Raw genomic sequence first — 26,024 nt, forward strand, 5'->3', positions numbered from 1 at the left:
ACGCCAATGTCGCCGTAGCGTGCGGGTCATGCCAACTTCGGGAGTTGTCACTCCCTGAAAAACGACTTAACCGAACCATAAAAGGGAAATCCGGCCAAGACTGTCACTGATTCAGGGCAAAGATCTAGATGCTAATAGCTTTCCACAAGACATGGCAAATTCTTATAATTTAAACCTTAAATACGAAATCACGCGTCCTGTTCCAGGTTTTTCCCCAATCCACACTTATCTGCACACTGGAGAAAATGAATATATTAGAGTTACAACATTTGGATTTGTTTATATTAAAAAAAGAGAAAAAGGTAATTTCGATTAGCTGCATAGACATAAATAAGGAACTAGAGAAACATTAAAATTGCGCTTCACCAACTGCATGAGGCGGCTGAGGAAATCAATCAATCCAACACCTCCGCGCCTGAAAAATTCAATACATTACAACAAATATTTCACCAACAGCAACGGGGCGACAGTCCCATTGTTTTTCAGTCGCTGGAAATTTTGCATGGCAATTCTGGCATCTTTCTCGGGTGTTTTTCGGGTCTTTTTGACAAATCCATGCAGAAGGACGATATCGTTGGCCGGTGTTTTGACAAAAAGCACCCGGGCAGACTCTTTTCCGCAATCCACGCGCAGCTTGTAAACGGGGGGTTCCGGTGACATGATACGTAATTCCAATCGAGGCTAATTTTCTCTCCCGCCTCCATCTGCGGAAAGGAAACGGGGACGGATTCATGTTCAAAGGCAGCAACTTTTTTTGGAAATAAGGAGTCAGAGAAACCTTGGAATTGCGCTTCACCAACCGCATGAGGCGGTTGAGGGCATCCATCAATCCAACACGTCAGCGCCTGAAAATTCAATACATTACAGCAAATATTTTGCCAGCGGCATGGGAGCGACGGCCCCGTTGTTTTTCAGTCGCTGGAAATTTTGCATGGCGATTCTGGCGTCTTTCTCGGGTGTTTTTCGGGTCTTTTTTACAAATCCATGCAGAAGGACGATATCGTTGGCCGGTGTTTTGACAAAAAGCACCCGGGCGGACTCTTTTCCGCAATCCACGCGTAGCTTGTAAATTGTTCCCTTATATCCCCAAATTCTGGGGTTGAGAATTTTCAAACTGCTGCAGGAATACACATCATCGAACTCGTTGTAGGTCTGCATTTTTCGACATATCGCCGCAGCGAGCTTCCCGGAAACCAGATGCAAAAAGGCTTCGAACTCGGGCAAGCCGTCAGGCCCGTGCAGACTGAGTATATTCATGACCACACTTCCAGAAAAGAAGGGGCAGCAGGGCATCCAGCAGTGCACTTTCAGCCGCGTCACGCAGCATTGGGGCGAAATCCATTAACGTCGCCATCCCCAGGCGTTGCGGGATTCGGCTCGCTCGCCCCATGCCGGTTGCCTCCGACCATCGCCGGAACGGCACTCCGCCCCCCTGTGGAGAAAGAGGCCCGGCGACAACCATCGGGTTCAGCGCGAGGCGACCACCTCTTTTCTCCCCTCGATCACCAAAAAATTCAGGGTGACGTGGATGGTAAACAGGGGAAAGAACAGGGCCATCAAAAAGACGTTCAGTAGCGGGATCATGCTGATCACCGCTGGAAGCACTCCCAGTCGGAAGGCCTGATGGGGATGCCGCCGCAGCCAGAGCATTTTCGCGCCCAGGGTCCAGCGGTAGCGGGAAGCCGGATAGTCGACAAACATCAACGCCGAGTAATAGGTGTAGAGAACAAAAACCGCCGCCTGGCCGACCACCGGAATGAAGTTGGCAAACAGGGCGACCACCGTGACCACAATCCCCATGGCGCCGATTTTTATACCCTCCCAGAGATCAATCAGCGCCCCCGACAGGGTCAGGGCGGCCTCTCCGTGTCCAGCCTGTGCACAGTAGCGGTTGCCGGCCCAGGTGCTTAAAAACACGTATCCCGGTGTGGTTAAACTGTACGCCAGGACAAAGGCCAGGTAAAAGGCGACCACTCGGGAAAGAATAAGGTACACCCATTTCATGGCCGTCCATCCCCACAGCAGGGGCCAATGCCAGAATTTGTCCACGGTTGGCGGGGTGGTGAACAGGGAACCGCTGAGCTGGTTGATCAGATCAACGGAAAGCAGATACCCCAGCCAGGTGAGGCCGCCGGTGAGCACGACCAGCACCAGGCTCCAGCCCAACAGGCGGGGATAGCGAAAGAGAAAGGAAAAGGAAAAGCTGAGCGGCACCCAGGGAGGCGACGCGACGGGATGGCCGGGATGGGATGAGGTGGTTGTGTTCATGGCTTTTTGGCTTTTGGGGGAATGCCGCACCAGGCGGATGGGTTGGACTGCGTCGGCAAGCGATGCGTGCCGGCCGATTGAGAAGAACTAGCCGGCTGCTTTTCTCACAGCAGCGGGCACTCCTCTTCAAGGCCACTCTATAGCCCTCTGGAGCGAAGGCGACAAGAGAGAAAGCGCGACAAGCGGCACGCCCTTGCGCAGGGGTTCCAAGAGAGTTCCGAGAACTTTGCCCTGCCCGCCGGGCAGGGTGCAGGGGCTTATCAGCCCTGATAGGCGCAACTGACCAGGTCGGCGGTTTCGCATGCGATGGCATGGTCCGCCAGCGCTTTGAAAACGCCCAGCAACTGTTCCCTGCCGGCGATTGCCGCCACGGCGCCGTTCTCATCCTCCAGGATCGTATAGCCGCAGGACCGCAAAACGGACAGCGCCTTTTCCAGGCAATCGACCCTCAGGCCCAGACGGGAAAAATCGTTCATGTAAAACAGCGGCCACTCCCGGTGGCAGGCCGTCGGCTTTCCTTTTTCCATAATCGGCAGCAATCCCATTGCCGTCTCCTTCAAGGTAAAGGGTTATTCCATTTCAAAAGTGAAACGCGGTTGTGCTTGGACACCAGAGAACGAGAGCGGGCCGGCGGACCGTAGCCTGGATGCAGCTTGCGGAATCCGGGGTTTGATATGATCTGTTCCCGGATTCCGTTGCACTTCATCCAGGCTACGGGTTGAGATGACGCACCCTCCTCGACGAGATGTTGCGGTGTGCAGCAGGCCTCGTTTGATTGAGAAATGGAATTACACAACACACGCCAACCTATCGCCCGGATATTCGGCCCTCTGCCAGGCTCTCCTGCGCGCCAGCCGCCGGACAAAATTCAGGATGCGGGCGAAAAAAACTCCTTTGCATCCGCGTCCCGTGCTACGGTGCGCGCGAGCAGCGGCGCAATGCGAACCGCCGCAGCAACCACTTCCCCAACCATGCTGGAGCCGCCATGTCGACATTGAATGATCCCAGGGTGTTTTTCGCGGCCGAACGGACCTTGCTGGCCTGGACCCGCACCTCGCTGACGCTGATGGCCTTCGGCTTTGTGGTCGAGCGCTTTGGCCTGTTCCTCTCTACCCTGCTGCCGCAGCAGAGCCAGACGCTCCAGCGCGGACTTTCATTCTGGATTGGCCTGTCCTTTATTCTACTCGGCTCGCTCTCCGCAGTGGCGGCGGTGACGCAGTACCGCAAGGTTCTGCGCACGCTCAACCCCAAAGAGATCCCCGACGTTTACCTCACCGGACTCGCTCCCTGGGCCAATCTGATTGTCGCCGCACTCGGCGCAGCCCTGAGCGCCTACCTGTTCCACGGCGCAAGGCTCTGAGCTTGCCCGAAGCGCAACCGCTGCACCGTCCCCAGGCGCTGCCGACCAAGCGCCGCCCCTACGGGAGCGTCGGCAACAAGCGGCCATAGCGGCGTTTGCGCTCAGCGGTAAACGACCACCAGGGGCGGGATTCGCCGCCCGCCATGAAATCGACCGCAGCCATGAAGACGTCGAGCACGCAGGGATCGTGTCGCTGACCGGTGATCTCCTGCAGCGCCTGATAGAGCTGAAGCGGGTCCCGGCCGATCAGTTGTTGCGGGTGTTCGATGCCGAGCAGGCGGAGGTCGGCGGCCATGGCCTTGCCGATGTTGGGCAGCTGTTCCAGTCGGTCGAGGAGTGTTCGGTCAGGATTTTTCATCGGCGCAGGTCAGGCGGGAAATAGCCCGGCGTTCCATGGGACGCTCACGCGGCAATATCGGCAACCGGACCGCCGGCCAGGCGGATCAGGTCTTCGCTGGCGATGCTGAACACCGCGTGCGGGGTCCCGGCGGCGGCCCACATCCGCGCAAAACGCCGCACCGTGGCGTCCACCAGCACCAGGGGCTGCTCCGCATGGGCAAAGGGGCCACCCCGCCGATGACAAAACCAGTGCGGGCGCGGACAAAATCGGCGTCCGCCCGGCCGATCTTCTCGCCGATCACGCCGGCCACCTTCTTTTCATCAACCCGGTTGTCGCCGCAGGCAATCACCAGCACCGGACGGTCACTGGCTTTGGCGCGGAACACCACCGATTTGGCAATCTGCGCCGGCGTGCAGCCCAGGGCGTCGACCGCCTCCTGCGCGGTCCGGGTGCTGGCGGCAAGAATCTCCACCCGGCTGTCCAGGTCGCTTGCGTCTAAAAATCGCTGCACCCGCTGGCAGCTTTCCGGCAGATCAACCATGTTGACGACTCCACTTATGATTGTTCATCTTCCCTGCTCCTGTACAAACACCACCACGTAGCGGGTAGCGCGGTTCAACCCAATCCTTTCATCCCGGCAATCCCGCCTCAACGCACCGAACGATCCAGCATGGCCGGCAGGCCGCCCTGGTCTTCCGGGGCAAACCCAAAGACCTGCCGCCAGATCGTGTCGTTTTCCATACAAAAATAGATGCAGGTGCGCGGACTCGCATACTTGCGCAGCTCCTCCAGAATAAACCGGTACATCTCCACCCGCTGGCTGCGGAAATAGCGGCGTTTGCCGTCCAAACCGTCGATGAATTCCTGGTAAAAAAAACGCGAGCCCGGAAATCGTTCGGCCGCAATCTGTTTAAGAGAGGGCAGATAGCGCAGCGCGCCCATGCTGATCCAGGCGATGGACTCGGCCGGGACTGTGGCAAACAGCCGGCGGATGGTGGATTGGTACCCCTCCTGCCAGCCGTCGTGGAGGATGATCGGGTCAAAGTGGAAGGCCAGCCGGTAGCCCCACTCGGCGCATTGGGCCGCCGCCTGCAGACGCTCTTCCAGTGTGGCGGTGCGGATCTCCTCGCGAGCCATGATCGGCGGGCTGTTGAGCGACCAGGCGACCAGGGTGCGGCCTTGGTGCTCCAGGCCTTCGAGGTTGGCGATGTTGACGCTTTTGGATTTTAGCTCCAGCACCGCGTTCTTACGTCCGGCCATATACCGCACCAAAAGGGGGCTGAGACGGGTGAGGCTGTCCAGGGCCAGGCTGTCGGTGAATTCGCCGGTGCCGATGCGAAAGAAGCGCTCGGGCTCGGCGTCCAGGGCCGCGTCAAGCTCGGCAAACAGGTCCTCGACGTTGATGAAAAAGCTGAGCCAAGGGTTGTTGAGATAGGCCTGGAGGATGCAATAGACGCAATCCATGGGGCAGTTCATGCCGATGTTGAGCACCTGGTAGTCGCAGCAACGGTACTCGCGGGTGCCGGGACAGGGCTTGAAAAAAGCGCCCCGGTTGCGGCACAAGAGCAGGTGGCGCTTGCCGGCGGTCATGTTGTAGGGATAATCGCCGGCAATGTCGGGCGCGCCGCGCTCGCCGACCACGGTAACCGGCAGGCCGGCGCGGGCGATGATCTCCCGGGCGTAGGGCGCGTCCAGACAATCTTCCGCCACATGCAGACGGGTGACAAAACCGGCGGGGTCGCCGTAGGAGGAGGTCTGTTTCAAAACTCGTGTTTCCCTGTTGATTGATGGAGCTGGGCCAGCGCCAGATAGCGCGCCCCTTCCTCGGGTCGGCCGTGTTTGACGCAGCCCTGGCCGTAAATCAGACACTTGCGAATCAGTTCGATGCGTGCCGCCTGCTGCTGGGCTGGGGTCAACACCCCTGAATCGAGCAGCTGGGCCAGCGACCGGATGCGGAAGACGTCCATGCCCATGCGGTGGATTTCAGACAGCTGATCCGGCCGGCCGCCCTCCTTGCCTGTCAACGGTTGAGGCACCAGCAGGAAAGGTTCCCGACTCCCGGCCCGCAGCCAGAGATCGTAATCCTCGCAGCAGGGCAGGTCTTCGTCAAACAAACCGTAGCGATCAAAAAATTGCCGCCGCGCGACCACCGTGGACATGCCGACCACGCACATCCCCAGGCTGGCGGCAAAGACGTCGCCGTCGGGCGGGTCGTGCTTCTTCTTCTGATTCACCCGTTGGCCGTTGCGATGCCAGATCTCGCGGGTGTGGGAAATCAGCACCTCAGGCCGGGCCTCCATGGCCGCCGCCTGCACGGCCAGTTTGCCCGGCAGCCACCAGTCGTCGGAATCAAGAAAAGCCAGCAGCGAGCCCCGCGCCATGCGGATGCCCAGGTTGCGGGCTGCGGCCGCGCCCCGGTTGTCCTGGCGCAGCACACGAATTGGGATGCGGGCGCCTTCGGCCAGTCGCGCCAGCACGGCCTGCGTCTGGTCGGTGGAGCCGTCGTCGACCACGATCAGCTCGTCGCAGGCCCGCCGCTGCGTCAGCACCGAGCCGATGGCCCGCTCCAGGTGCGCGGCCCGGTTATAGGTGGGGATTATTGCCGTAATCAAATCAGTTACCAACCCCAAACGGCCCCGCCGCCGGCCTGCGGGCCTGGGTTGCGGCCAATTTACCCTAGCGGTTTGCCGACAGTATAGTATAGTAAAATGCTTGTTTCATAAAAACTTACGCGTCCGCACGGTTGCGCCTTGGCCCTTGGTTACAGCGGACGGCATCTGACCCGGCATTTCTATGTACACAGACATCCTCATCAATGCAACCTCCTACGAGAACCGGATCGCGCTGGTGGAAAACGGCAATCTGCGCGAATTCCACCTGGAACGGGTCTCGGAGAAGGGGCTGATCGGCAACATCTACCTGGGCCGGGTGGTTCGGGTGTTGCCCGGCATTGATGCGGCTTTTGTCGACGTGGGTCTGGACCGCACCGGCTTTCTCTACGTCGACGAAGCCCTGTACATATTTGCCGAGAATTTCCAGCGCCTTCCCCTTGGGCACAAACTTCGCTCGATCCCGCCGCCCCATCTCTCCGCCGCCCCGGCCATCAACGAGATCCTCCGCGAGGGTCAGGAAATTCTGGTGCAGATCGCCAAGGAACCCATCGGCTCCAAGGGCGCCCGCCTGACCTGCAACATCACCCTGCCCTGCCGCAACCTGGTGTTCATGCCCCTGACCGACCACATCGGCATCTCGCGCAAGATCGAGGACGAGGTCACCCGCCAGCAGCTGCGCGACAAGATCGAGGTGCTGCGCCCGCCGGGCACCGGGTTCATCATGCGCACCGTGGCTGAAAACATCGGCAACGAGGCCCTGGAAGCGGACATGGAGTTCCTGCTGCTGCTGTGGGACGAAATCCTCACCAAGGCGCAGAAGTCGCCGGCCCCCTGCCTGATCTACAAGGATCTCGACATCATCCTCCGTTCGGTCCGCGATTTCTTCACCGAAGACATCAACGAGCTGGTGATCGACAACCACGAGGTCTACGAGCAGCTGCTGTCCTACGCCAAGACCTTTGCCCCCCAGCTGCAGGACAAGATCACCTTTTACGAGTCCGACCTGCCCCTGTTTGAACGCTACGGGGTTGAGGCGGACATCAACAGCGCGCTCGACAAAAAAGTCTGGCTGCGCTCCGGCGGCTACATCATCATCGAGCCCACCGAGGCCCTGACGGTGATTGACGTCAACACCGGCCGCTACGTCGGCGCCAGCGACCTGGCCGAGACCATCTTCAAGACCAACATGGAGGCGGTGCGCGAGATCGCCCGCCAGCTCCGGCTGCGCAACCTCGGCGGCATCATCATCATCGACTTCATCGACATGGACAACGAACAGCACCGCGAGGAGCTGTACACCGCCTTCCAGGAAGCGATGCGCAACGACAAGAGCAAAGTCAACATCCTCAAGCTCTCGGAGTTCGGCCTGGTGCAGATGACCCGCAAACGGCTGTCGGAAAGCCTGATCCAGACCATGTGCGAGCCCTGCCTGTACTGCGGCGGCGACGGCTTCATCAAGTCGCGGCGCACCATCTGCCATGAAATTTTCCGCAAGATCAGCCGCGATTCGCGCAAAATCGGCGGCTCGCACGTCACCATCAAGGTGCATCCCCACATCGCGGAGATGCTGCTCAACGAGGAATCCTACACCATTGAGCTGCTCGAACAAAAAACGGAAAAACGCTTCACCATCATCCCGGTTCCGGACATGCACATCAAGCGCTACGACGTGATCTGGAACGAATAGCACAACCCGATCAACCCCCAAATCCAATTTCTCCAACAGTTATCTATGGCTACACAAATCCGATTGCGCGGCTCGGCGCGAAAAGGCGGTTTCTTCAAACAGTTGCTCCTGGCCCTGGCCGCCACCGCCGTACTTGCCCTGGCCGTGGTCGCCTTTCTCCTCTTTGAATTTGAAAAACCGACCCTGGTGCTGGACAAACAGATCAAATACCTGGGCGGCAAGGTTGAGCTGCCCCTGCACGTCACCGACAACAAAAGCGGCATCAGCGCCGTGGTCATCACCCTGACCCAGGGCCCCAAAAGCGCCGTGCTCCTGGAACGCACCTTCCCGCGCGCCGCCTGGTTCAAACCCGCCGGGCCGCAAATTCTCAACGAAAAGGTGACCATCGACGCCCAGAAAGCGGGCATCAAGGAAGGCAACGCGGAGCTGACCATTTCGGTGCGGGATTTCTCGCTCAACGGATTTTTCAAGGGCAACGAAACCCTCACCCGCATCCCGGTGGCCATGGACACCACCCCGCCCAAGGCAGTGCTGACGCACGGTCCGCGCCTGATCCATCCCGGCGGCAGCGGCATGGCGCTCTACACCGTATCCGAGCAACCGGCGCGGCACGGAGTAATGATTGACAACGCCTTTTTCCCGGGATTTCCCACGAACAAAGCAAACGCCTTTGTCGCCTACTTCGCCCTGCCCTGGGACGCCGGCAAACCGGAAAAGGTCCGGGTGGTCGCCTTTGACGAGGCCGGCAACGAGGCCGCAGTCCCCTTGCCCTCGGTCTTCAAGAAGGACCCGGACAAACACGACAGCATCAATCTCAGCGAACAGTTCCTGCAGCAAAAGATGCCGGAATTCGAGCAGCACTATCCGGAGATGAAGGGCACGCTGCTGGAAAAATATCTCTACGTCAACAACCAAGTGCGGCAGAGCAACGCCCAGGCCATTGCCAAGACCTGTGCAACCACCGATCCCCAGCAGTTGTGGACCGACCGGTTCTTCCGCATGCCCGGCGCCGGACGGGCCGGGTTCGCCGACCAGCGCACCTACCTTCACAACGGCACGGCCATCGACAACCAGACCCATCTCGGGGTCGACATCGCCTCCACTGAACGGGCCGAGATCCGCGCCGCCAACCGGGGCAAGGTGGTGTTTGCCGATTATCTGGGCATTTACGGCAACATGATCATTATCGACCACGGCCAGGGCGTCGCCAGTTTGTACTCGCACTTGAGCAGCATCGAAACCACCGTGGGGACGCTGGTGGAGAAAAACCAACCCATCGCCCGCTCTGGCACGACAGGCATGGCCGGCGGCGACCACCTCCATTTTTCCATGCTGGTGCACGGCATTTTCGTCACCCCAATCGAGTGGTGGGACCAGCACTGGATCGACGTCAACATCAAAGCCGCCTTCAATGCGCCCTGAACCGACTCCAGCAGACGGCGTGAAAACGGCCGCCGACGGCGTTGCGCCGTGGTTTCGGCGCCGCCCGCCCCTGCTGCTCTACAGCTACATCGCCAACGAACTGCTGGCCCCTTTCTTTGCCAGCTTTCTCATTCTCTACGGCGTTTTTTTCCTGGTGCGGCTGATTCCGCTCCTGGAGGTGGTGCTGGCCCTGCGCATTGGTCCGGCTGATTTCATCCGCTTGTTTTCCTACATCTTTCCCCGGATGCTGCTCTACATCATTCCCATGGCCAGCATGGCCGGGGTGATCGTCGGCTTCACCCGCCTGACCAACGACCGGGAGATTCTGGCCCTCAAGGCCTGCGGCGTCAGCCTCAAGCAGATGCTGCCGCCGGTGATTCTCATCGCCGCCGCCATCGCCACCCTGACCGGTTTTTTTTCCATCCGCCTTATCCCCGCCGGCGCGCTGGGATTCAAGCAACTGATGTTTCAACTGGCCAAGGAAAAGATCGACAAGGGGCTGCAAGCCAAGGAATTCACCGAGGCTCTGGGCGACATCGTCGTCTATGTCGATGAAATCGACGACCAGCAGCGCTGGCACGGGGTTTATGTCTCCGACATGCGCGGCCGCACCCAACCGCTGATCACTGTCGCCAAAACCGGGCACATGGAGGCCGAGATGGAGCGGATGATGGTGACGATTGTCCTCAACGACGGCACCCTGCACAACAACGAAGGCCTGGACAACCAGTTGATCCGCTTTGAGCGCTATCAGCTGCAGATTTCACTGCGCCAGCCGACCCAGGTCGGCAAGGAAGACGTCACCAGCCAGACCCGCGGGGCTATGAGTCAGGATCAACTGCTCAAGGCCGCCGCCAAACTCGCGCCCGATTCCAAGGCGGCGCGCATTTACCTGTCCGAATACCACCATCGGTTGGTGTTGCCGGTCGGCTGCTTCATCCTCAGCCTGCTCGGACTGCCGCTGGGACTGCAGGCCGGGCCGGGTCGACAGGCCGTGGGCATCCCCTTGGGGCTGGGCTTTTTTGTGCTCTACTACATCACCTTCACCACCACCCGGGTGATGAGCGAGGAAGGGGTTGTGCCCCTGGTTTTGGGGATGTGGCTGCCCAACATCCTCTTTTTGCTCCTCACTGTGCTCATTTTCCGGCGGGTGAACCGGGAACGGCCGCTGATCCCGGAGCCGGTGCAGCGGGTGCTGCTGGCCTTCTACGACCGGGCGCTCAAGACCGCCTGGCAAAGGGCCGTTGCTCTCGGCCGACGACTGTTTGATCGCCTCGCCGGCCGCAAGCCCTAACCCAGGGAGCCGCGTCGCGGAACCAATACGCGGTTGCCGCCGGCCGCAAGTCCCTTTATAGTGACGAGCAGACCCGACCTGTTTTTGGGCGGCAGCTGGTTGCAGCTGTTGCCGACGCCCCGCAAACCCTCACGATCACGAGAACATCGCCCATGCAACTGGCCTCTGCCGCGCAGATGCGCGAACTCGACCGACGCGCCATTGAAGAGATAGGCATCCCCGGCATGGTGCTGATGGAAAACGCCGGCCGGGGCACGGTGGATCGAATGATCCAAATTCTGGGACCGGTGGCGGGCAAAACCGTGTGCGTCTTTGCCGGCCCCGGCAACAACGGCGGCGACGGCCTGGTGATCGCCCGCACCGTGCATGGCCTGGGGGCCTTTCCCTTTGTCTTTTTCCTGGTTGATCCGGAACAACTGCAAGGCGACGCGGCCCACAACTTCGCCATTCTCAAACGGCTCCGCCTGCCCTACCAGGTGCTCGATTATTCAGAAAAAATGCTCACCCTGATCGACACCGTCCTAACCCTCAACCGGATCCATCCCATGCACTGCCTGGTGGACGCGATCTTCGGCACCGGGTTGGCGCGAGCGGTCGAAGGCCGTTTCCTGGACGTAATCACCGGCCTCAACATCCTGCGCGAGCGCCATCAATTGCCGGTGGTCAGCGTGGACGTGCCCTCGGGCCTGAACAGCGACAGCGGCGCCGTCCTCGGCTCGGTGGTCCAGGCGGACCTCACCGTCACCTATGGCCTGGCCAAACCCGGACATTTTCATCACGGCGGCCCCAGTGTGGGCCGGCTGGAACGGGTCGACATCGGCATCCCCACCAAGGTGGTGGCGCAGATGGGACTGAGCGGTTCGCTGCTTGACCGCGACATCGCCCACCTGCTCCAGCCCCGTGAGAAAGCCGCGCACAAGGGCGCAAACGGCCACCTCCTGATTGTGGCCGGCTCCGAGGGAAAAACCGGCGCCGCCCTGCTCTGCGCCCAGGGAGCGCTGCGCAGTGGAAGCGGTCTGGTGAGTTTTGCGGTTCCCCAGGACCTCAACCCCATCTTTGAAACCGCCATCGCCGAGTCGATGTCCGTGCCGCTGCCCGCCTCGCATCGGTTTCTTTCCATTGACGACTATCCCCTGATCGAATCCACGGCCAGGGGCAAAGACGCCCTGGTCCTCGGTCCCGGCATCGGCACGGAAGAGGCAACGGCGCAGCTGGCGCTCCGGCTGTACGCGGAAATCAGCAGCCCAATGGTGGTGGACGCCGACGCCCTCAACATCCTCGCCGCCCATCCCGAGGTGATTCGCAAACCAGCCGGCCCGCGGATTTTCACCCCCCATCCGGGCGAGATGGCCCGCTTGCTCGGATCAACCATTGAGGCGGTGCAGGCGGACCGACTCGCGGCGGCCCAGTGGCTCAACCAGGACATGGCCGCCGACAGCCCGCCGATGATCACCGTGCTCAAGGGCGCGGGCACGGTGGCGGCTGCGGCCACAGGGGAATGGGCCATTAACGGCACAGGCAACCCCGGCATGGGAACCGGCGGCATGGGCGACGTGTTGGCCGGCATCATCGGCGGTTTGCTGGCCCAGGGGCATGCTCCCTGGCAAGCCGCCTGTCTTGGCGTGTATCTTCACGGTCTGGCGGCCGACCAGATCGCCGTTGGTCGTCCCTACGGCTTCTCCGCCACCGAGGTGGCTCAGATCTTGCCGCAGGTCATTGGAACTTTTATCAAACCCTTCAACCAGGAGAATATAATATGCTGACAGCACAGAACATCATGACGAGCGAGGTCATCACGGTCAAAGAAAACGCCACGGTGCGGGAATTGGCCGCGCTGTTGCTCACCAGCAACATCAGCGGCGCCCCGGTGGTCGACGACGCGGGCAAGGTGATCGGCGTGGTTACCGAGAGCGATCTGATTTTTCAAAACAAAAAGGTGCATCTGCCGACGGCCTTTGCCATCTTGGACGCCTTTGTTTTTCTTGAACGACCGGAAAAGATGGAAATGGAGCTGAAAAAAATCGCAGGCTCCAAGGTCGGCGACATCTGTTCGCGCAAGCTGATCAGCGTCGGGCCGGAAACGGAGTTGGAGGAACTGGCTACCTTGATGGCGGAGAAAAAAATCCACACCCTGCCGGTGATGTCCGAGGGGCGGTTGGTGGGGGTGATCGGCAAATCGGATATTATCAGGACGATTGCCCAGGGGTTGTAACGATGGGCGCGTAGAGCTGCCAGCAGTTGCGGCCTTTTTTCTTGGCCTCGTACATGGCGATGTCGGCGTGGCGGAGCATGGTTTCGGCGTCGCTGCAGTCGTTGGGGAACACTGAGATGCCGATGCTGGCGCCGATGAAACAGATGTGATCGTTGGCTTCAATCGGTTCGTTGAGCGACTCGATCACCTTTTGCGCCACCAGGGTTGATCCTTCCAGGGTCTCGGTGCTCTCCAGCAGAATCACAAATTCGTCGCCGCCCAGCCGGCACACCGAGTCCGAGGTGCGCAGCACGCTGCGCAACCGTTCCGCCACCTGCATCAGGACAATGTCGCCGACCCCATGCCCGAACTGGTCGTTGATCGGCTTGAACCGGTCGAGATCGATGAACAGCAGGCAGAGGATGCGGCCGTAGCGCTTGGCCAGGGAGATGGCCTGGGGCAGTCGCCTGCGGAAATAGTTGCGGTTGGGCAGGTTGGTGAGCGGGTCGTGGTTGGCCATGTAGCGGATGAGTTCCGCCGCTTCCTGGCGCTCGGTGACGTCCTGAAACACCAGCACCCCGCCGACCAGCCGCTGCCCCTGGCGAATCGGGGTGGAGCGAAAATCCACCGGAAAGCTGGTGCCGTCCTTGCGCAGCATCCGGGCCTCGTCGTAGCAGGTGGTGGCGTGTGCGTCCGGTTGACCAAAATACGGGCAGCAGGCCTCGGAAAAATCCTCGCTGCCGGGCAGGGAGAGCTTGAAGACGTCGCCGCAGTTGCGCCCCCTGACTTCCTCGTTTCTGTACCCCAGCATTTTCAACGCCGCCGGATTGATGTACGAAATCATGCCGGCGTCGTCGACGCCGCAGATGCCGTTGGCCGCTGCGTCGAGAATCATCTCGTAATTGCGCGAAAGCAACTCCAGTTCCTGCTTGGCCCGGTGTGAGCCAAGGATATAGCGGATGCGGTTTTTCAGCACCGGCCAGCGCAGCGGTTTGCGAATGTAGTCAACCGCGCCGGCGCTGTAGGAGCGTTCAATGCTCCGTTCGTCGTCCAGGGCCGTCACCATCAGCACCGGCGGCGGGTCGGTCATGGAGCTGCGGATGTGCTCGCAGACGCCGGGTCCGTCTATGCCCGGCATGGCGATGTCCAGGATGATCAGATCAAAGGCCTGCTCCGCCGCCTTCTCCAGGGCCTCGTGGCCGTCCTCCGCCTCAACGACCGCATAGCCCTCGCTCTCCAGAAACTGGCGCATGAGCATGCGGATCACTTCGTCGTCGTCGACAATCAGAATGACCGGTGTGGAGCCCGACAAAAGGGAGACTGTCATAGCCTGTGCATCACCAAGAAGAGGTTTGATTTGACGAACAGTTCAACTGTAATTGTAGAAAGAACTCAAGATTAATCAAGCTGTTCGGCGAAAAAATGCTTTACCTGGGCCACGGCTTGGACAATTTGCGCAAAAATGCGGTCAATTTGGGCGATATTGCCGTTCTTGCCCATGTTTTCCGCCAACAAACACAGATGGGCCAGCTCCTCGGCTCCGAACTGGCTGCTGCTGCCTTTCATGGTGTGGGCCACCTTGTTGATCGCCTCGCTCTCCTTGGCTTGCACTGCCCGCTCCAGCTCGGCGACCCGACGGTCAAGAGAACGCAAAAAGACGCCGACCACCGGGGCGATGTTGCCGACATGCTCGCGCAAGCGCGAGAGCACCGCCGCGTTGACCACCACGGCGCCGGTTGCCGCCGCGTCCGCCCCATCGTCGCCGCCCTCCTCCGCAGCCAGCGATTTGGGCACCACCGAGGCCTGCAGTTCGGGCAGCCAGGACGAGAGCACCGCCTGTAATTTCTTAAAATCGAGCGGTTTGATCAGATAATCGACCATGCCCACTTCCTGGCACCGTTTCTTGGCCCCGGCGGTGGCGTCGGCGGTGAGGGCGATGATCGGAGGCGGCTTGCGCTGGTTGCGCTCGGCTTCCTCCATAATGGCCTTGGTGGCGGCAAATCCGTCGACCACCGGCATCTGGCAATCCATGAAGATCAGATTAAATCGGTTGGACCGGCACAGGTCAATGGCCTCCTGGCCGTTTTCCGCCAGCACAATCTCAACCCCAGCGTGGCGGAAGGTTTCCGCCATCACGATTCGATTGGTTTCCTCGTCGTCGACAAACAGCAGCCGGAGCCCTTTTTCGGCCCCAGGAGGCGGTCCGGCATCGATTTCGCCAAAGATCGGCAGATGCTCCGCCGGCTCGCGTTCCTCTGCGGGCGCGGTTTCGGTCTCGGGGCTGGTTCTGGCCGCCGACAGCGGCAGGGTGAACCAGAAGGTCGAGCCCTGGCCGTAGTTGGAGCGGACGCCAAGGTCCCCTGCCATCAACTTGACCAGCTTGGCGCAGATCGAGAGCCCAAGCCCGCTGCCGCCATACCGCCGAGTGGTGGAGCTGTCGACCTGAGAAAAGGGCTGAAAGAGCTTGCCTATGGATTCGTCGGCGATCCCCACTCCCGAATCCTGCACCTCGAACTTAAGCAGGTCCCCATCGTCGCTACGGTGAATCAGGCTCACCCGCAGCAGAATCGTGCCCTGCTCGGTGAATTTGACCGCATTACCCAGCAGATTGACCAGCACCTGGCGCAGCCGGTAGGCGTCGCCCAGATAGCGCGGCGCCAGGGTGGGGGCGATCTCGGCGCTCACGGTCAATCCTTTGCGCCGGCCGGTCACCTGATACAGGGCCACCAACTGGGCCAGCAGGGTCTGGAGATCAAAGGGCTCGACATCAAGGGCCATCTTGTCCGCCTCGATCTTGCTGAAATCAAGCAGGTTGTTGATCAGAGTCAGGAGACTGGCGGCGGAGGTGCGGATGAGCTGGGCAAAGTGCTTCTGACGCGGTTGCAAGTCGGTGTCGAGCAGCAGTTCGCTGATGCCGATCACCCCGTTCATCGGCGTGCGAATCTCGTGGCTGATCATCGCCAGGAAATCGGATTTGGCCTGATTGGCCGAATCGGCCTGCCGGGCCTTTTGCCGCAACTTTTTGTTTTCCCGCTCCAGACGCTGGGTCTCGGCTTCGAGTTCGGCGATGCGGTCCTGCAGTTGCGTCAACGGGTCCATGGCTCAGGGAAAAAGCAAGAGTTGCCGGTGCGCCGGCTTTCGTTTCGCGGCCGATCGCATTTGGGGCGGCGGCGAAAAAACAGTGGGCGGCAATTCCGCCAAAAAAGGCGAGGGTTGCCGGTGGTCGGATTGCTGACCATGCACCGACCGCGACCGGCTCCAGGTGAGGTAGAGCGCCGCCCCCGCGCGAGTAAGGCCCACGAAAAACAGCCGCCGCTCCTCCTCGAGATGCGCCTTCAGGGCTTCGGGGGCCAGCGGCTGTCGCGGCGCCAGCGGCAGCAGTCCGTCCTCGACGCCGGCAATGAACACCACCGGAAACTCAAGCCCCTTGGCGGCGTGCAGGGTGGACAGGGTCACCGCCTCGGCGCGCGGATCAAACAGCACCGAATCGCTGAACCGCTGGAGATGGGCGGCAAAATCCGGCAGCGAGTCGCCAAAGGTCAGGGCCAGTTCGCGCAGGCGAGCCAGATCCGGTTCCTGGGCGTCAAACTGGTAATGGTCGATGAGCGCGGCCAACACCGATGCTGCCGATTGCTCGCCCGCCAGCCGCTGCAATTGGGCGTGTAGCCGGCGAAACCGCGCTAAAGCCGCTCCGGCGGGGCCGTCCAGGGCCAGATGGTCAAGCGACGGCGGCCCTTGGCCTGCGTCCAGAAAACTAGCCCGCGCCAGCTGCAGGGACTGACGCCCGATTCCCGGCTCGCGGCCGAGCAGCCACAGCAGATGCTCGGGTTCGGCCAGCCCGGCCAACAGCAGCGTCCAGGCGTAGAGCAGGCGGCAATCGCCCTTGGTGTAATAGGCCTCAAGATCGACCAGCTGAAAGGGAATGGAGCGCTCGTTCAACACCCGGCCGATGACCTCGGCCTGACGCGAGGTCCGGCAGAGCACGCCGATGTCGCGCAACGAGGCGGCCGCCGCCCCGGTGTGATCAAACCGCTCCAGGCTGCGGTGCGAGGTGCCGCCCAACTGCAGCTCGATCTGATCGGCGATGAAGACCGCCTCGCGTTCCGGGTTGGGGCAGTCCTGTTGATGGAGCGTGCCCGGCTGTCCGCTGCACGGTTGCATGGGTTCAAGCGGTCGGGGATGGGGATTGCGGCGGATGAGTTGTTCGGCTGCGGACAGGATCGCGGCGCCGTTGCGGTAGTTGCGCCTCAGCTGATGACACTCGGGCTGAAAGTCCTGGATAAAGGTGTGGAACCAGCGCGGGTCCGCGCCCCGGAATCCGTAGATGGCCTGGTCAGGGTCGCCGATGACAAACACCGAGGCATGCTCGGCCAGCAGCGCCACCAGGGCGTACTGCGCCTGGTTGACGTCCTGAAATTCATCGACAAAGAGATGGGCGACGCCCGCGCGCACCGCCGCTGCAGGCTCGCCGCCCCGGCGGAGCAGTTCGACCGTTTGCGGGACCAGGGCGTCAAGATCCGCCAGCGAACGCTCTTCCAGGACCTGGAGATAGCGGCGCGCATCGGTTCCCGGCGCCGGCAGCTCGGGGCTGCGCAAGGCCAACGACAGGGCGCGGGAAAAATCGGCCCGCTCCTGTTCGCTCCACTCGGGATGCAGCTCGGCAATCAGGGCGGCCCGCTCCGTAGGCCCGACTACCTGCAGGTTGGGCTGGGCGCGGCGCAGCTGGCTCAGGCAGAAGCCGTGAAAGGTGGCGACGGTCGCGTTTGCCAAATTCGCCGCATCCTTGCCCAGTCGCTCGCGCACCTCGGCCGCCGCCTTGTTGGTGAAGGTGATCACCGCACAGGGTCCGGAGCCATGTCCAAGCTGCCGCTGCACCCGAGCAACCAGGGTGTGGGTCTTGCCGGTTCCCGGTCCGGCCTGGACCAGAACCAGCGAGGCCTCGCTTGCCACCGCCCGCTGCTGTTCGCTATTCAGGCCTTTGGCCGTCGGCGCGACCACCACCAGCTGGATGCGCTCATCTTCGGCGGAGTCCAGCCGGGTTCGCTTGGTCCTGCTTCGCGGCACCGGCGCAATCGGCCCCAACAGGCTGCTCTGCCCGCAGAGACTGGCGCGCTCGCCGGCGGAAAACACCGTGATCACGCCAAACTCGCCGTCGTACCCGGCCTGGCGGATCACCCGGTTGGTCCGCACCCGGTCAATGGCCTCGGCCAGGAGCGGAAAGCCCTTGCTCTGAATCTCCGCAATCGGCGTATCCAGGAGCAGACCGAATTCCGAGCCAAACACGCTGATCAGCCGCGCGTAGCCTGCCGCCACTTTCTTGCTGGCCGGACCGCAGTCCAGCAGCTCGGCAACGATTTCCTGCAGGGGAATAAGGCTGTGCACCGCCGGACTGCCGGCTGGAAAGACCGGTTCAGCCCGGTCGGCCAATTCCATCACCCGGTGGAGCACCCCGATGGTCAACGGTTTGCCGCAACTCGGGCAGAGCCCGCCCACTTTGCGGGTGGCCGCAGGCTCCAGGCAGACGTTGCATTTGCGGTGACCGTCGCAGTGGTACTTGCCCTCTTCCGGGTAGAACTCAACCGTGGCGGCAAAGACCTGCTCGCCTGCCGGGTTGCGCGGGGAGCGCAGGGCCTCGCGCAGGGCAAAATAATCAAAATCCGTTGCCAGCAGGTTGGCCTCGCGGCCCAGCTTGCCGGGGGAATGGCAATCAGAGTTGGAAATCAGGGTGAAACGGTCAAGGCTTGAGATCAGCCGGTTCATCTCCGGGTCCGAGGACAGCCCGGTTTCCAGGGCAAAGATGTGATCGCTAAGGTCGCCGAAGCAGTCCTCGATGCGGTCAAACCCGGATTTTGAACCGAACAGGGAAAACCAGGGGGTCCAGATGTGGGCGGGCACGAGGAACCCCTGCGGTGCCTTTTCGAGGAGAATTTCAAGCAGATCGCGGGAATCAAGGCCCAAAATGGGGCGACCGTCGGAGGCGATGTTGCCCAGGGTGGCCAGGGTGGCGTTGATGCGCCGGACCGACTCCAGATCCGGGGCGTAGAGCAGGTTGTGCACCTTGCGCACCTTGCCGCCGCGCTTGTAAATGGAGCTGATCTCGGCGCTGAGCACAAAACGGACCGATTCGGGGGGAACAACGGGCTGAACGCCCGGCGGCAGCAGGTTGCTCCAGTCGCGGCCGGGTTCGCTTTTCAGGCGGAAGAAACCGGGTTCGGCCTCTTCAAGGCAGTCGTGGAGATGGGCGAACCAGCCGGGGTGGGTGAAATCGCCGGTCGCCGCCACGCCAATGCCCTTGACCGCCGCCCAGGCCGCCAGCCCATGCAGATGGCTGGCCTTGCTCGTGGCCCGGGAGTAATGGGAATGGATGTGAAGATCGGCGATATAGTTCACGCGCTGTCCCGCCAACCGTAGAGATGATGGGTTTTGATGTAGGCGAACACCGCCGGCGGCAGCATGGCCGGGACCCGGCCCAGGGCCAGTTCCTTGCGGATCGAGGAGGAGGAAACCGGCAGTTCGATGTCGCTGAGATAGGTCACGGTCCGCCCTCCCGGGCCGTTCCAGCGCCCCTGGGGCTCATCGAAGTGGAAGGCGGGATCAAGGGAGACGAGCGCCTGGTTGATCATCACTGCATCCACCGTGTCCCGTCGAACCACAATCAGATCGACCAGGGCCAGGAGTTCGTCGGAGCGGCGCCAGTGCGGCAGATCAAACAACGAATCCGCGCCGATGATGAGGGAAAAGCGCTGTCCCGGCGCCTGACGCGTCAGGGCCTCCACCGTGTTGATGGTGTAGGAGGGCGTGGGCAGGTGTTCTTCGATGTAGGAGCACTGCATCCGGCCGTGATTGTCGGCCGCAAGCAGCGCCGCTTCGAGCATGGCCGCGCGGTGGGCAAAGGAGACTGCGGTCTGCCGTTTGTGCGGCGGCCGCGGCGCCGGGATGAACAGCAGGCTGTCCAGACGGCAACGGTCGAGCACGTGGCGGGCCAGATGCACATGCCCCGAATGCACCGGATCAAAGGTGCCGCCGAACAGGCCGATAGTGCGGCCCTCGCAGGGAGCGGGCACGCTTCAGGCGCGGGTTTCGCCCATGCCGTAGACGATGAATTTCTGCGTGGTCAGCTCTTTCAGGCCCATGGGCCCGTAGGCGTGCAGTTTGGTGGTGGAGATGCCGATTTCAGCGCCCAGGCCAAATTGACCGCCGTCGTTGAAGCGGGTGGAGGCGTTGACCATCACCGCCGAGGCGTCGACCTCGCGCAGGAAACGCTGGCTGCGCTCATACGAGCGGGTGAGGATGATTTCCGTGTGCTGGGAGCCGTAGCGGGCAATATAGTCCATGGCCTCGTCGATGTCGGCCACCACCTTGACCACCATGGCCAATTCCAGAAACTCCCTGCCCCAGTCGCTTTCGGCTGCGGGTTCGATCATCTCGTCGCAGAGCAAACAGCTGCTGTGGCAGCCGAGCAGGCGGACCCCGGCCTTGTGCAGGGCCTGGGCCACGCGGGGGAGGAACTCCGCCGCGATCTCCCGATGCACCAGCAGCGCTTCCAGGGAATTGCAGGCGCTGGGCCGCTGCGCCTTGCTGTTGAGGATCACCGGGATAGCCATGTCCATGTCGGCGTCCGCGTCGACAAAGCAGTGGCAGACGCCCTTGTAGTGTTTGAGCACCGGGATGCGGGATTTTTCGGTCACCGCCCGGATCAACCCCTCGCCGCCGCGCGGAATGACCAGGTCAATGTAGGCCTCCTGCCGGAGCAGACAATCGACGCCGCCCCGGTCGGTGAAGGCCAGCACCTGGACGATGGCGGGATTGACCTGGTGTTTGGCCAGCACCTCCTGCAGCACCTTGGCCAGGGCCAGATTGGAACGCAGGGCCTCAGAGCCGCCGCGCAGGATCACCGCGTTGCCGGCCTTGAGGCAGAGGGCCGCGGAATCGATGGTGACGTTGGGACGGGATTCAAAAATCATCAGGATAACGCCGAGCGGAGCGCGCATGCGGCCAACCGTGATGCCGCTCGGGCGGCGGCGCATCTCGCTGATCTCGCCCACCGGATCTTCGAGGGCGGCCACCTCGCGCAATCCCTGGACCATGTCGAGAATGCCCTGTTCGGTGATCTGCAGCCGGTTGAGCATGGCCTCAGACATGCCCTTGGCCTTGGCGTCGGCCATGTCTTTGGCGTTTTCCTGGAGGATGAACGGTTGCTGGGCTACCAGGGCCTCGCCGACGTCAAGCAGCACAGCGTTCTTCACCGCCGCGGGCAGGGCGGCGATGCTGCGGGAGGCGGCCTTGGCTTTTTTCACCATATCCAAAACGATTGCTTCGATCTGCACGGGTTCCATTGCGGGGTTCTCCTCTGCTCTGCACGGGGCGCCTGCCGGGTGGTCCGGCGGCGCGGCTCTCAATCTCACCTTCAACGCCCCACTATGACGTGAAGCGCCTTGCTTGTAAAGCGGCTTTACAACAGGCCGTCCCGACCCATGACCACCAGGTTGTCGCGGTGGATCACCTCGTCGCTGTCCTTGCCGCCAAGGATGGAGGCAATCTCATGGGTTTTTTTGCCTCGAATCCGCTCTACGTCAACGGCGTTGTAATTGCTCAGACCAGCGGCAATCAGCACCCCGTCCTCGCCCAGACAATGGACCGGCGCGCCGACGGCGAAACTCCCCCGGACCTCGCACACCCCGGAGGGCAGCAAACTCTTGCCCTGTTCCACCAGGGCGCGGCGGGCTCCGTCGTCGATCACCAGAAATCCTTGCGGTTTGAGCACATAGGCGATCCAGTGTTTGCGCCGATTGATCTTGCCCTTGCCGGGCAGGAAAAAGGTGCCGACCAGTTCGCCGCTGAACAGGGCCTGGAGGATGTCCGGCCGCCGGCCAGGGCCAATGAACGAACACCCGCCGCAGGCAGCCACCATCTTGGCGGCGCGGATCTTGGCCATCATCCCGCCGGTGCCGACCAGACTGGTCGCCTGTCCGGCCATAGTCTCGATTTCCTTGGTTATCTGGGCAACGGTGTAGATGGGGCGGGCGGTGGAATCTGCCGACGGATTGCCGGTATAGAGGCTGTCGACGTCGGTGAGGATAATAAACATGTCGGCGCCGATCATGTTGGTCATCAAGGCGCCCAGGGTGTCGTTGTCAGAGAAACGCAGTTCCTCGGCCGACACGGTGTCGTTCTCGTTGATGATCGGCGCCACCCCGAATTCAAACAGGGTGAGGATGGTGTTGCGGACGTTGAGATACCGGCCCCGGTGGGAGAGGTCGGCGTGGGTGAGCAGCACTTGGGCGACCGGCTGCTGAAAATCGGCAAAGGCCTGTTCATAGGCCTGCATCAGCAAGCCTTGACCGGTGGCGGCCAGGGCCTGCTTGATTCTGAGTTCCTCGTGCGGGGTTTTGACCACGCCCAGCCGCTTGCGACCGGCGGCCACCGCCCCGGAACTGACCAGAATCACCTCGCGTCCGGTGGACTGAAGAAAGGAGACCTGGCGGGCAATGTTGCCGATGATGGTCAAATCCAGGCCGTTGTCGTCGGTGAGGACGGCGCTGCCGACCTTGATCACCACCCGCTTGGCCTGATCAAAAAGGGACTGACGGTAAAAAAGACCGTCGTCTTTACTCACCTGAAAGGTCATGGCGCACCTCTGCGCGCTGCTCCTCCAGCAGATTGCCGAGCAGCTCCTTCAACGATTCCAGACCGTCTTCCATCTCCGCCGATATTGCCAGCACCTGAAATCCGGCCCCGGCAAACTGCGCCGTGACCTCGGCCAGACGCTCTTCATCGACCAGATCGATCTTATTAAGGACAATCAAACGCTTGCGCCCGAGCAATTCCTCGTTGTACGCGGCCAACTCGCTGGCCAGCACCTGATAATCCTGCAGGGGCTGATCATCGGGGCTGGAAACGTCGATCAGATGCAGCAGGATCGAGGTCCGTTCAATATGGCGCAGAAACTGATGTCCCAGCCCGACGCCTTCGTGCGCGCCCTCGATCAAGCCTGGAATGTCGGCAATGATGCAGGGATCGCTGAATTTGATGTGCATCACCCCCAATTGTGGTTCCAGGGTGGTGAACGGATAGGGCGCGATTTTGGGATTGGCGGCGGAGAGCTTGGACAGCAAGGTCGATTTGCCGGCGTTAGGCAAGCCGATCAGACCGACGTCGGCCAGCAGCTTGAGCTCAATCCGCAGCCAGCGCTCTTCGCCCGGTCGCCCGAGGGTGGCTTTGCGCGGCGCCCGATTGGTCGAGGTGGCGAAACGGGCGTTGCCCAGGCCGCCCTTGCCGCCTTCGGCGGCACAATAGACCTGCTCCGGTTCGGTCAGGTCGACCAGCACCGTGCCGGTTTCCGCATCCTTGATCACCGAACCAAGCGGCACCCGGAGCACGCAATCCTTGCCGCCCCGCCCGTGCCGGTCGCTGCCCACGCCGCTCACGCCGGGTTCGGCCTTGAAATGCGAATGGTAGCGAAAATCGATCAGCGAGCGGAGATTGGGGTCGGCCACCAAGTAGACGTCGCCGCCTTTGCCGCCGTCGCCGCCGTTGGGGCCGCCCTTGGGCACATATTTTTCCCGCCGAAAACTGACGCAACCATTGCCGCCGTCACCGGCCTTTACGAAAAATTTCGCTTCGTCGACAAAACCCATAATTCATCCGGGAAATACAAGGAGGGGGATAATACGAAAAAACCCGGCATCAAAAATTTGATGCCGGGTCCGCAATGCTTCAAGCGGGGCAACCCCTCGAAAGGAGGGAAAAAAGACCCTCCGCAGGCGTGAACCGCCTACTCGACAGGATATACCGCGACTCTTTTCCGATCCTTGCCAAAGGATTCGTAGGTCACGGTGCCGTCGACCTTGGCAAACAGGGTGTAGTCCCGACCGCAACCAACGTTGGCGCCGGGGTGGATAACGGTCCCCAACTGGCGCACCAGAATGCTGCCGGCTTTGACGACCTGTCCGCCGAAACGTTTAATTCCGCGCCGTTGTCCCGCGCTGTCGCGGCCGTTTCGTGAACTGCCGCCTGCTTTTTTATGAGCCATGGTGTGTTCTCCAGTAAATCAGTTTGTCACTTATGCTGAGATCGTTTCAATCGTCAAAGCGGTGTACATCTGGCGATGTCCGTTCTTCACCTGGTATCCCTGGCGCTTCCGCTTCTTGAAAACGATGACCTTTTTATGGCGGCCCTGCTCAACGATCTTGGCAACCACTTTCGCGCCGTCAACCTGGGGCTGGCCGATTGTAACGGTTTCGCCGTCAACCACCAGAAGAACTTCCGCCAACTCTACCGTGTCGCCAACTTCACCCTGAAGCTTCTCAACGCGAAGCGTATCACCGGCCTCTACCTGGTATTGTTTACCGCCGGTCCGAACTATTGCATACATGCGACTCCTCCTCTCTATCCTCAAATCTATAACGGCCAATGGAAATAATTAATCGCAAAGCGTGCTATTTAACCCGATTCCCACAACGCCTGTCAAGAGTAATGTGCACCTCGCGCCCTTTTCGCGGCAAACAATCGCGCGCAAGGTCTGGCCGGCAGCCCCTCGCCAGGTGCCCAATCCACTGTAAGACAACCACAACGAAGGATAATTTTTCTCAACAACACGTTCTTTGCCTTGTCCGCACGGCGAATAATAACTACTGTGAATGTACAGCGGATCGCCCGCGCCAAGCAGCCGTCTTGTCCAGTGCTGCGGGAAAACATCATCAAAACCCATCTTTCCAGGAGATATTGACATGCAGAAAATGGAATGCCCCTGTGGATACGTGTACGATCCCGAAGAAGGCGATTATGAGCACGGCGTAGCCGCCGGCACCGCCTTTGCCGACCTGCCCGACGAGTGGGTTTGCCCCAAGTGCGGCGCTGAAAAGGAATATTTCTACGCCGTTGACTGATTCCCCCGGCTCCAGACCGCCACCGCGCCGCGGTCTGGAGCCAGCCTGTCAACTGGCCTCAAGACCTCGTCTCGCCCCCTGCCTGATTCCCTGCGAAGCTCGCCCCCTCCTGAAGGACTGCCCCTATTTTTCCCTTGTGGAAAGCCGGACGATGCCATATCATCAATGATTCCGACAGGAAGAAACCCGTCCCCCGTTTTTTTCAAGAGGAGTTTCCCCATGCCTTTCCAGCGTTTGCGCCTTTTCTCGATGCTCTGTTGCGCCCTTGCCTTCCTCTTTTCCGTGGCCCCTGTTGCCGCCGATTATTACGGCGAACCGGCGGAATTGGTGGAACGCTCCGCCTCGGTGTACAAAGGCTTCATGGCCGATCCGAACATGGAGTGGTTTCAGCGCAACGTCAACCAGGCCAGGGGCGTCTTCATCGTGCCGCAGATGCTGCGCGGCGGCTTCATCATCGGCGGTTCCGGCGGTCGCGGCGCGCTGCTTGCCCAGGATCAGACCAGCGGCAAATGGAGTTCTCCGTCCTTTTACAGCATGGGCTCGGTATCCTTCGGCTTTCAGGCCGGGGCCGACGCCTCGGAGATCATCCTCCTGATCATGACCGACCGGGGGCTCAACGCCATGCTCTCCACCGACTACAAACTCGGCGCCGACGTGGCGGTGGCCGCCGGCCCCATGGGCGCCTCAGCCAAGGCGCAGACCGCCGACATCCTGGCCTTTGGCCGCTCCCAGGGCATTTACGGCGGCATCAGCCTCGAGGGCGCGGCCATCTCGCCGCTGGACGACTGGAATCGCCAGTATTACGGCAAACCGGTGCAGGTGTTCGACATTCTCATCAATCAGAAATGGAGCAACCGCCAGGCTGACCCCTTGCGCAACCTCCTGCCCAAGCCGGGAAGAAACGCCCAGCCCATAGGCAGATAATCGGCAGATAATCCCGGATCAATGTCTCGGGCAACGCA

25 protein-coding genes and 1 pseudogene are annotated in these 26,024 nt (G+C 61.2%); 8 read left to right on the plus strand and 18 right to left on the minus strand.

Annotated features, from left to right (window positions below; all coding sequences use genetic code 11):
• Positions 1-432 precede the first annotated feature (432 nt).
• From RCH93_RS17630 to RCH93_RS17645, 4 genes are all read right to left on the minus strand, one after another.
• Positions 433-675, minus strand: a complete 243-nt coding sequence (locus tag RCH93_RS17630) for a type II toxin-antitoxin system RelE/ParE family toxin (protein WP_306549750.1) — start codon at positions 673-675, stop codon at positions 433-435.
• Positions 676-861: 186 nt separating this feature from the next.
• The gene (locus tag RCH93_RS17635; protein ID WP_306549751.1) at positions 862-1,320 is read right to left on the minus strand and encodes a type II toxin-antitoxin system RelE/ParE family toxin; all 459 of its coding nucleotides are present in this window, start codon (positions 1,318-1,320) and stop codon (positions 862-864) included.
• 147 nt (positions 1,321-1,467) lie between these two features.
• Entirely contained in the window at positions 1,468-2,268 is an 801-nt protein-coding gene (locus RCH93_RS17640) for an EI24 domain-containing protein (RefSeq protein WP_306549752.1), read from the minus strand.
• Positions 2,269-2,528: 260 nt separating this feature from the next.
• A complete protein-coding gene (locus tag RCH93_RS17645; RefSeq protein WP_306549753.1) occupies positions 2,529-2,813 on the minus strand; it encodes a hypothetical protein in 285 nt (94 codons plus the stop codon).
• A gap of 440 nt (positions 2,814-3,253) precedes the next feature.
• On the opposite strand from RCH93_RS17645, the gene RCH93_RS17650 reads away from it, so the two are divergent.
• The gene (locus tag RCH93_RS17650) at positions 3,254-3,628 is read left to right on the plus strand and encodes a YidH family protein (RefSeq protein WP_306549754.1); all 375 of its coding nucleotides are present in this window, start codon (positions 3,254-3,256) and stop codon (positions 3,626-3,628) included.
• A 58-nt stretch (positions 3,629-3,686) separates the two neighbouring features.
• On the opposite strand, the gene RCH93_RS17655 is transcribed toward RCH93_RS17650, so the two are convergent.
• The 4 genes and pseudogenes from RCH93_RS17655 to RCH93_RS17670 all read right to left on the minus strand — a co-directional run bounded on the left by RCH93_RS17655 (position 3,687) and on the right by RCH93_RS17670 (position 6,580).
• A complete protein-coding gene (locus RCH93_RS17655) occupies positions 3,687-3,986 on the minus strand; it encodes a helix-hairpin-helix domain-containing protein (protein WP_306549755.1) in 300 nt (99 codons plus the stop codon).
• Between the two features lie 44 nt (positions 3,987-4,030).
• Positions 4,031-4,509, minus strand: a pseudogene (locus tag RCH93_RS17660) (YbaK/EbsC family protein).
• A 107-nt stretch (positions 4,510-4,616) separates the two neighbouring features.
• The gene (locus RCH93_RS17665) at positions 4,617-5,732 is read right to left on the minus strand and encodes a radical SAM protein (RefSeq protein WP_306549757.1); all 1,116 of its coding nucleotides are present in this window, start codon (positions 5,730-5,732) and stop codon (positions 4,617-4,619) included.
• Positions 5,729-6,580, minus strand: a complete 852-nt coding sequence (locus RCH93_RS17670; RefSeq protein ID WP_306549758.1) for a glycosyltransferase family A protein — start codon at positions 6,578-6,580, stop codon at positions 5,729-5,731. The genes RCH93_RS17665 and RCH93_RS17670 overlap by 4 nt, the downstream gene beginning before the upstream one ends.
• Before the next feature lie 181 nt (positions 6,581-6,761).
• Between RCH93_RS17670 and RCH93_RS17675 the strand changes: the two genes are divergently transcribed.
• The 5 genes from RCH93_RS17675 (at position 6,762) to RCH93_RS17695 (ending at position 13,195) form a co-directional block, all read left to right on the plus strand.
• The gene (locus RCH93_RS17675; protein WP_306549759.1) at positions 6,762-8,267 is read left to right on the plus strand and encodes an Rne/Rng family ribonuclease; all 1,506 of its coding nucleotides are present in this window, start codon (positions 6,762-6,764) and stop codon (positions 8,265-8,267) included.
• 45 nt (positions 8,268-8,312) lie between these two features.
• Entirely contained in the window at positions 8,313-9,689 is a 1,377-nt protein-coding gene (locus tag RCH93_RS17680) for a M23 family metallopeptidase (protein WP_306549760.1), read from the plus strand.
• A 19-nt stretch (positions 9,690-9,708) separates the two neighbouring features.
• Complete coding sequence (gene lptF, locus RCH93_RS17685; protein WP_306549761.1) at positions 9,709-10,983, plus strand: LPS export ABC transporter permease LptF; 1,275 nt, start codon at positions 9,709-9,711, stop codon at positions 10,981-10,983.
• A gap of 152 nt (positions 10,984-11,135) precedes the next feature.
• Positions 11,136-12,746 carry an NAD(P)H-hydrate dehydratase gene (locus RCH93_RS17690; RefSeq protein WP_306549762.1) on the plus strand — a complete coding sequence of 537 codons (1,611 nt, stop codon included), beginning with the start codon at positions 11,136-11,138 and terminating at the stop codon, positions 12,744-12,746.
• Positions 12,740-13,195, plus strand: coding sequence for a CBS domain-containing protein (locus tag RCH93_RS17695; RefSeq protein WP_306549763.1), 456 nt, complete (start codon positions 12,740-12,742; stop codon positions 13,193-13,195). Before RCH93_RS17690 ends, RCH93_RS17695 begins: the two co-directional genes overlap by 7 nt.
• Here the strand turns inward: RCH93_RS17695 and RCH93_RS17700 are convergent.
• The 10 genes from RCH93_RS17700 to RCH93_RS17745 all read right to left on the minus strand — a co-directional run bounded on the left by RCH93_RS17700 (position 13,170) and on the right by RCH93_RS17745 (position 24,884).
• The gene (locus tag RCH93_RS17700) at positions 13,170-14,501 is read right to left on the minus strand and encodes a diguanylate cyclase domain-containing protein (protein WP_306549764.1); all 1,332 of its coding nucleotides are present in this window, start codon (positions 14,499-14,501) and stop codon (positions 13,170-13,172) included. The two genes, RCH93_RS17695 and RCH93_RS17700, sit on opposite strands and share 26 nt — an antisense overlap.
• 71 nt (positions 14,502-14,572) lie before the next feature.
• Complete coding sequence (locus RCH93_RS17705) at positions 14,573-16,273, minus strand: ATP-binding protein (RefSeq protein ID WP_306549765.1); 1,701 nt, start codon at positions 16,271-16,273, stop codon at positions 14,573-14,575.
• Positions 16,274-16,276: 3 nt separating this feature from the next.
• Positions 16,277-19,564 carry a UvrD-helicase domain-containing protein gene (locus RCH93_RS17710; protein WP_306549766.1) on the minus strand — a complete coding sequence of 1,096 codons (3,288 nt, stop codon included), beginning with the start codon at positions 19,562-19,564 and terminating at the stop codon, positions 16,277-16,279.
• Positions 19,561-20,238, minus strand: a complete 678-nt coding sequence (gene nadD / locus RCH93_RS17715; RefSeq protein ID WP_306549767.1) for a nicotinate (nicotinamide) nucleotide adenylyltransferase — start codon at positions 20,236-20,238, stop codon at positions 19,561-19,563. The genes RCH93_RS17710 and nadD overlap by 4 nt, the downstream gene beginning before the upstream one ends.
• A gap of 3 nt (positions 20,239-20,241) precedes the next feature.
• Positions 20,242-21,501 carry a glutamate-5-semialdehyde dehydrogenase gene (locus tag RCH93_RS17720; RefSeq protein ID WP_373693319.1) on the minus strand — a complete coding sequence of 420 codons (1,260 nt, stop codon included), beginning with the start codon at positions 21,499-21,501 and terminating at the stop codon, positions 20,242-20,244.
• Positions 21,502-21,626: 125 nt separating this feature from the next.
• The gene (gene proB / locus RCH93_RS17725; RefSeq protein ID WP_306549769.1) at positions 21,627-22,802 is read right to left on the minus strand and encodes a glutamate 5-kinase; all 1,176 of its coding nucleotides are present in this window, start codon (positions 22,800-22,802) and stop codon (positions 21,627-21,629) included.
• Entirely contained in the window at positions 22,783-23,811 is a 1,029-nt protein-coding gene (gene obgE, locus RCH93_RS17730; RefSeq protein ID WP_306549770.1) for a GTPase ObgE, read from the minus strand. Before obgE ends, proB begins: the two co-directional genes overlap by 20 nt.
• A gap of 137 nt (positions 23,812-23,948) precedes the next feature.
• On the minus strand, positions 23,949-24,206 hold the full coding sequence (gene rpmA, locus RCH93_RS17735; RefSeq protein ID WP_306549771.1) for a 50S ribosomal protein L27: 258 nt from the start codon (positions 24,204-24,206) through the stop codon (positions 23,949-23,951).
• Positions 24,207-24,236: 30 nt separating this feature from the next.
• Positions 24,237-24,548 carry a 50S ribosomal protein L21 gene (rplU, locus tag RCH93_RS17740; RefSeq protein ID WP_306549772.1) on the minus strand — a complete coding sequence of 104 codons (312 nt, stop codon included), beginning with the start codon at positions 24,546-24,548 and terminating at the stop codon, positions 24,237-24,239.
• A 48-nt stretch (positions 24,549-24,596) separates the two neighbouring features.
• A complete protein-coding gene (locus tag RCH93_RS17745; protein ID WP_306549773.1) occupies positions 24,597-24,884 on the minus strand; it encodes a hypothetical protein in 288 nt (95 codons plus the stop codon).
• Between the two features lie 19 nt (positions 24,885-24,903).
• Here RCH93_RS17745 and RCH93_RS17750 point away from each other — a divergent pair, with 19 nt between their 5' ends.
• Positions 24,904-25,062: a rubredoxin gene (locus tag RCH93_RS17750; protein WP_306549774.1), complete on the plus strand. Its 159-nt coding sequence runs from the start codon at positions 24,904-24,906 to the stop codon at positions 25,060-25,062.
• A gap of 219 nt (positions 25,063-25,281) precedes the next feature.
• On the plus strand, positions 25,282-25,986 hold the full coding sequence (locus tag RCH93_RS17755) for a lipid-binding SYLF domain-containing protein (RefSeq protein ID WP_306549775.1): 705 nt from the start codon (positions 25,282-25,284) through the stop codon (positions 25,984-25,986).
• The last annotated feature ends 38 nt before the right edge of the window (positions 25,987-26,024 follow it).

Origin of the sequence: Desulfobulbus sp. (genome assembly GCF_030824455.1) — a bacterium.
Lineage (GTDB): Bacteria > Desulfobacterota > Desulfobulbia > Desulfobulbales > Desulfobulbaceae > Desulfobulbus.